This is a genomic window from Stieleria sedimenti (genome assembly GCF_025060895.1).
Lineage (GTDB): Bacteria > Planctomycetota > Planctomycetia > Pirellulales > Pirellulaceae > Stieleria > Stieleria sedimenti.
This window is the reverse complement of the sequence record NZ_JANZKV010000361.1, coordinates 1-6767: the sequence shown is the minus strand read 5'-3', so window position 1 is coordinate 6767 and position 6767 is coordinate 1. Positions and strand designations below refer to the sequence as shown.

At 56.1% G+C, this 6767-nt stretch carries 4 protein-coding genes; all 4 read left to right on the top strand.

Annotation, left to right across the window (positions count from 1 at the left end):
- On the top strand, positions 1-272 hold a 272-nt coding region (locus tag NZK35_RS33730), incomplete at its 5' end, for an ECF-type sigma factor (RefSeq protein WP_259636931.1).
- Between the two features lie 84 nt (positions 273-356).
- Positions 357-3038 (top strand): serine/threonine protein kinase, encoded by a 2682-nt coding sequence (locus NZK35_RS33725; protein WP_259636930.1) that lies wholly within the window; start codon positions 357-359, stop codon positions 3036-3038.
- Positions 3039-3086: 48 nt separating this feature from the next.
- The gene (locus NZK35_RS33720) at positions 3087-3641 is read left to right on the top strand and encodes a sigma-70 family RNA polymerase sigma factor (RefSeq protein ID WP_259636929.1); all 555 of its coding nucleotides are present in this window, start codon (positions 3087-3089) and stop codon (positions 3639-3641) included.
- 116 nt (positions 3642-3757) lie between these two features.
- Positions 3758-6466 carry a serine/threonine protein kinase gene (locus NZK35_RS33715; RefSeq protein WP_259636928.1) on the top strand — a complete coding sequence of 903 codons (2709 nt, stop codon included), beginning with the start codon at positions 3758-3760 and terminating at the stop codon, positions 6464-6466.
- Positions 6467-6767: the final 301 nt, after the last annotated feature.

The following is a 6767-nucleotide window of genomic DNA, read 5'->3' as shown; positions in this document are numbered from 1 at the left end:
TTCGTTCGGGTGGGAATCGCAAGCGGATCTCCTTGTCCGTGGCAGAGCCAGAATCCAGCTCAGCTGAGGTGGATCTACTCGGACTCGATGAAGCACTCAAAAAGCTCGAAGCCTCCCACCCCCGGAAAGCCAAGCTCGTGAAATTGAGATATTTCGCCGGGTTAACGATCGAGCAGGCAGCGAACTCCCTACAGATTGCGACATCGACCGCGGACGCCGATTGGGTTTATGCGAAAGGGTGGTTGAGGCTCGAACTGGAAAAAAATCGATAAACTTCGATCTTTGATCGGGGAATCGGATCTGTCATCTCGCATTGGACAACGTTCAGCCGCCCCCGAGTGCCCCGGAGACGAATCGTGTCAATCCAAACGCCAACCGAAGACGAGATCTTCCATATCGCCCGCGGAATTTCCGACCCCGACACGCGGTCCGCGTATCTTCATCAAGCTTGCGGCAGCAACACTGAATTGTTCGAGAGAATCGTCGAACTGCTCCGAGTCACCGAAGACACCAGCAGCTTCTTAGAAAATCCGCCGCCTGGCATCGCCCCGACGGTGAACCTCACCCGAGATTACCGACCGTTGGTCCGCCCGGGGCAGGGTATCGGCCCCTACAAGATTCGCGAGCAGATCGGCGATGGTGGGATGGGAGTGGTCTTCGTCGCCGAGCAGGAGAAACCCCTGCGGCGCAAAGTCGCCTTGAAGGTTATCAAGCCCGGCATGGACTCCAAAGCGGTGCTGGCCCGGTTCGACGCGGAACGCAACGCTCTGGCACTGATGAACCATCCAAATATCGCCAAGGTTCTCGATGCGGGGACGACGGAGCAAGGCCATCCCTACTTCGTGATGGAGTTAATCCAGGGGAAGCCCATCACGGAGTACTGTGACCAGAAGAAGTTGACAATCAAAGAGCGACTGGAATTGTTCACCCAGATCTGCAATGCCGTCCAGCATGCACATTCAAAAGGCGTGATCCACCGAGACATCAAGCCGAACAACATCCTGGTCACCGAAATCGACGGCAAGCCAATTCCGAAAGTCATCGACTTCGGAGTTGCCAAAGCGCTCGGCGCCAATCTCACCGACCGCACGGTTTACACCAGTTATCAGTCGCTGGTCGGAACGCCGCTGTACATGAGCCCCGAGCAAACACAGCTCAGCGGTGTCGACGTGGACACTAGCAGCGACGTCTATTCGCTGGGGATCTTGCTGTACGAGCTGCTGACCGGTACCACGCCGCTCAGCCCCGAGGAACTCAAACAAGCGGCCCAGGATGAAGCCTTGAGGCGTATCCGTGAAACCGAGCCCCCGCGCCCCAGCAACCGCATCAGCTCGCTCGGCGAAAGTTCGTCGCAAGTCTCCGAGTGTCGCGGCGCCCAACCTGAACAACTCGGTCGCTTGGTGCGTGGAGACCTCGACTGGATCGTGATGAAGGCGTTGGAGAAGGATCGCAACCGCCGATACAAGACCGCCGACGCGTTCGCCGCGGACATCGGCAGGCATTTGACCAGCGAGCCGGTCGAGGCACGACCACCGTCGGCAGGTTATCGCCTGAGTCGGTTCTATCGCCGCAACAGAACCTTCGTTGGCATGGCGACGTTCGTCGTTGGGATCTCCGTGATCGCTGCGGTGGCCGGGACGACTGGATGGATAACCGCCAAGGGTGCACTTGCGAGGCTCGAGCAGGTTGCCCGGATTCAGGCGATCGAAGCAGCACTCAATCTGGATCCAAAGGAAATGAGATCGGCAATCAAGACTGCGCGAGAGGCCGGTGCAAGTGAAGGTTGGGAAAAAATGGTTGTCGCGATCTCGCAGTTGTTCGGCGGAGAACCCAAGCAAGCCGTCGCGACTCTCAAGGAAGCTCAGCGCCTCGGCGAAGACACAGTCGCCGTTCGGAGTCTGCTGAGCGAAGCCTACATGTACTGCGGCGACATGGATTCAATGCTCGAAGTGGAACTTTTGCCGGAAGGCACTCGATTTATGGCCGCAGAAGACCAACTTTTTCTCGCAATGCCGGAGAGAAGGACTGATCAATTAGGAGCTTTCCGATTGGCAACCGAGGCGTTCGAGCAAACACGGTCACCCGTTGGCCTCCTGGTGCGCGCGTCGGTCTACGGACTCTTGGCCCTGGATACGGGCAATCTCGAATACGATCTCGAAGCGATCGCAGATGCAACCGCTGCCCTTCGCCTATTGCCGAGCAGCGCCTACGCCAGAGCCACATGTGCTCGAGCTTACGATGGCGCGCGGCGGCGGGCTAAGATGATTGGTCGGGATTCACTAGCGACCGAGTACGAGTTGCATGCGAGGCTGCACGCCGATGTGCTCTTCCAATCGCCAGCCAGCAATCCATGGTTCCTCGCGGAGATCGGGTTTATTTTCGATGACCTGGGGGATATGGCGACGGCTCGGGAGTGCTTCTCGCGAGCTGCTGACAAGAGCGACAACCAAAACTACTTTGTTCAATTGTATGTGAACTCCATCGTGCGAGAGGGCGACATGGAACGTGCGGAGCAGATGATCCCGCTGCTGGAAGACGACGATACTCTGCTGGCAGCTTCGACCCTGTCCCAGTTCGATTCAATGCGAGAGCTGGCAAAGGACAAATTGCTCAAATCGCTCAAAGACGCTCGGTCGGTGCCGGATGATCGACTCCTTGCACCGGCGTTACATTTGGGAGTTCTTTTTCAACTGGGGTATCCAACGGAAGCTGGCAGGCTTGCCAGAGAAATCGTCGAATCACAAGCCGACTCTGACGAAATCAGCTTCCATGTACTGCGTTACTTCGCTGGGTTGGAAGATCCGAATACCGTTCTCGAAATCGCAGGGGACAGCCGGGTGCAGAGAGGCCAGGTCCTTTTGGCGTGGGCCCAATTCGAGTTGGGTCATCGCCATCTGGTAGAAGCCGAACGTCGTCTGGAAGAGAGCGTGAGAATTCTCCAAGGCTTATATTTCTATGAACGATCCAAATACCTGCTAGATCGGATCAACGATCCCAGTCGGCATGCCGAATGGTGGAAGACAAATGAATTGGATTGAGCCCAGAGTATCCCGATCGCAACGGGGCTTGGTGAGCCACTTACTGGTATGACCGCCATCACCACCATCCTCTCGAAGATCGACCAAGGCGACCCGTCAGCAGCCGAGGAACTGCTGCCGCTCGTCTACGATGAACTGCGCACCCTGGCCGCTGCTCGGATGGCTTGCGAGAATCCAGGGCACACTTTGCAGGCGACCGCGCTGGTTCACGAGGCTTACCTGCGTCCCGTCAAGGACCGTGGCGACGTCGCCTGGGATTCGCGGGGGCATTTTTTCGCTTCGGCCGCCGAAGCCATGCGGCGGATTCTGATTGATCGGGCTCGCCAAAAACAGCGGCCCAAGCACGGCGGCGATCGAAATAAGCTCGATTTAGAAATCCACTGTCCGGCCAGTGACGAAACGCCGGACCGCCTGTTGGCCATCAACGAAGCCTTGGCCAAGCTGGAACAGGAGCAGCCGGAAATGGCTGAGCTCGTAAAACTCCGCTATTTCGCCGGAGTTCCGCTCAAGGACGCCGCCCCGTTACTTGGCGTATCACTGGCAACCGCGAAACGACGTTGGGCTTTCGCTCGGGCGTTCCTCTACGACGAATTGGCCGACTGAAATCGCCAAGTCGGCGAGCCGAGCCGGAAAATCTCAGATTTTTCCGACAGCCCTGAGCCATCTGGCTCAAAAACTCGCATTGGTTCCTGATAATCGAGATCCATAAGGAACCACCCATGAGCCAAGTCCGACCCATCGAAGACCTTTTCGCCGAACTGATTGAACTGAGTTCCCCAGAATCGCGTGAGGCATATCTCTCCGAAGTATGTGGCGACGACAACCAGCTTCGCCGCCGTCTTGAAAAGCTCCTCGCCGCCAATCAGAAGGCAGGCAGCTTCCTCCAGGACGATAAAGGCATCGACCCGACGGTTGACTTGGGCCTTGACGCCAAGCTCGTCGGATCCAATATCGGTCCCTACAAGCTCCGGGAAATCATCGGCGAAGGAGGCATGGGGACCGTCTACGCCGCCGAGCAAGAGAAACCGCTCCGCCGCAAAGTGGCCCTGAAAGTCATCAAAGCGGGAATGGACTCGAAGGCGGTGATCGCCCGCTTCGAGGCGGAACGCAACGCTCTGGCGATGATGAACCACCCCAACATCGCGAAAGTGCTGGACGCGGGGACCACCGAGCACGGTCGACCGTTTTTCGCGATGGAACTCGTGAGCGGCATCCCCATTACGGACTACTGTGACGAACACAAGCTGACGATCGACCAGCGTCTGGAGTTGTTCGTCCAAGTCTGTCAGGCGATCCAGCATGCCCATCAGAAGGGTATTATCCACCGGGACATCAAGCCTACGAACGTGCTGGTCACTGAGCTCGACGGAAGGCCTGTCCCCAAGGTGATCGACTTCGGAGTCGCCAAGGCGCTCCACCAGAGCCTCACCGAGAGGTCGATCTATACTAGTTTTCAGTCGGTGATCGGCACACCGCTTTACATGAGTCCCGAACAAGCCAGTCTTAGCGCAGTGGATGTCGACACACGAAGCGATGTCTACTCGCTGGGCGTTTTGCTTTACGAACTGTTGACGGGTACGACACCCTTCGAGCAAAGTAAACTCAAGGAAGCCGCGCAGCACGAAGTGCTGCGCATCATCCGGGAGGAGGATCCTCCCAGACCCAGTAACCGTATCAGCACGCTGGGTGATACTGCCGCGCGAATATCACGGCAGCGTCAAACGCTACCGGACCGACTGGGGCGACTGGTGAAAGGCGATGTCGATTGGATCGTGATGACCGCGTTGGCGAAGGAGCGGTCAAGGCGTTACGAATCTGCCAGCCGATTCGCTGACGATATTCAGCATTATCTTCAGAATGAGATCGTCGTCGCGCGGCCGCCCTCGTTCAGTTATCGTACGCAAAAATATTTGAAGCGCCACCGCATTACTGTACTTGCTTCGTCGCTTGTTGCACTGACTCTGCTCGCCGCGACCGTTCTGAGTATGAGCTTCGCCCTTGTCGCCTATCGCCACGTGAAAGAGAAGGAAGCACTTCTGAAAGAGAAGGAAGCACTTCTCTATGATTACCGAACGGACTTGATCGACAAGGCCTTTATCTTTGCGCTTGGTGGCGACATCGATTCAACGCAGCAAGTTGGGAAACAACTTGAACACCTTGACTGCCCCGAATCTCAGTTAAAGACAATTTACGGGATCGCAGCATTCTACGACGGACAGATGCCTCGCGCAGAAAGCCTCTTGCGTGACGCGTATGATGCGGACCCAGAGAACGTCGTTGCGGCTTCAATGCGATTCGTGCTCGGAATGTACGGCGGTGCGGACTCCGAGACTGATTCCCTGCTCGATAAAGTACTCCAAATGAAACCCAGGCCTGGATTCGAATACTTCGACAAGTTCTTTCAAGCCTATGCGATCATGTGGGAAGATCCAAAACGGTCGCGCCAAATCTATAAAACGCTCTTGGAAGAAAGGCCTTCATCTTTAGTTCGGGCATATCACGCTGCAGCGACGGCTGAAGTAGGGACTTACTTGACAGGAGAGGAAACAGCCAACGAATGGCTCGATGAAATGGAACAGGCGGTGCTTGACGTCCAAGTCGCCCGCGCGTTGTCACCTCCAAGCTACATCATTGACATGGCGGACCTGTATGTGCAATTCACGGCGATGCAAGTACGCAGAACAGCCGGGCTCGATACCTGGTCAGAGCTACGCGAATCAGCAGATGCGTTGGCTGAAAGGCTCTTTGATATTGAGTCAACGCCAGCCGGCCTGGGTATAGCGGCCAATTATTACGAATTCACCGACCGTGTAGATGAAGCTGAACGCGTCTATGAGCGTTTGGTTGAACTAGGCGCTCCACCGTCGCGACTCGCTTGCCTCCGGTATAGCCGGAATTCCTCTGACGGTCTGTCGTTGGTATCGGGAGCAACGCCAGATGATCCAATGAATTACATGACCTATCTAATGCTTATGGCGTTTGACACGGGCGAACTGCCCGAGGGCGTTAACCTTCAGCAGTTGATCGATGATTATCGCAATACACGACACCTGATGGAGGTGTTGCTCATCGGCTTAGCGATCAACGAGGATAAGATCGTACGGGAGGAAGCGATCAAGATGCTTCATTCAGGTTTGCCAAAAAGCTTCGATGTAGCAATTGAACTGAGTTTCACGCGGAAGCGTTTGGAACATCTCGCCATGGATGAACCGCCCGAGAGATGGCTTCTCGAACAGGCGACCACTTCCCGAGACGTCGGCGATGCGAGCTTTCAGACCGCCCTGTGGTTTCGGCTGCACGGCGATGCACTGAAAACACGAGAGTATTTAGCAACAACGATTGATTCCGACTCATACTGGGATGAGGATTACCACTGGGCTCGTGCCTTGCTCGGGCAAGCAAATCGAGCCCAAGCAACCAGACCGTAGATAACCGTTTCAGGAGCGACCGACAGGGGGCTTCCATGTCCGTAGGTAGCGTGCGTTGCAAGGTTGCTTCGCCAGCCCTTAAGGGCGCAATTTCTAGTCACCCTTCGCGCTGTCGGTTGCATCGACCGATGCGAGTTTTCGAAATCGCTTTGCTGCAGTTCTTGCCAAATCTGGGACTTGATTGATGGATGTGTGCAGCCACGCCGCGTCTTTGCACCAGTTTTTTTGATGGTGTCGCCACCGATCATTCGGAGTAAATTGGCTTCGTGCCGTGGAGTCTGTGTTTGTGGAGACTGTTCGC

What these genes read in the sequence shown, in the direction of transcription:
- NZK35_RS33720 (WP_259636929.1), top strand. Translation starts at nt 3,087, where the DNA reads ATGACCGCCATCACCACCATCCTCTCGAAGATCGACCAAGGCGACCCG.
- NZK35_RS33715 (WP_259636928.1), top strand. Translation starts at nt 3,758, where the DNA reads ATGAGCCAAGTCCGACCCATCGAAGACCTTTTCGCCGAACTGATTGAA.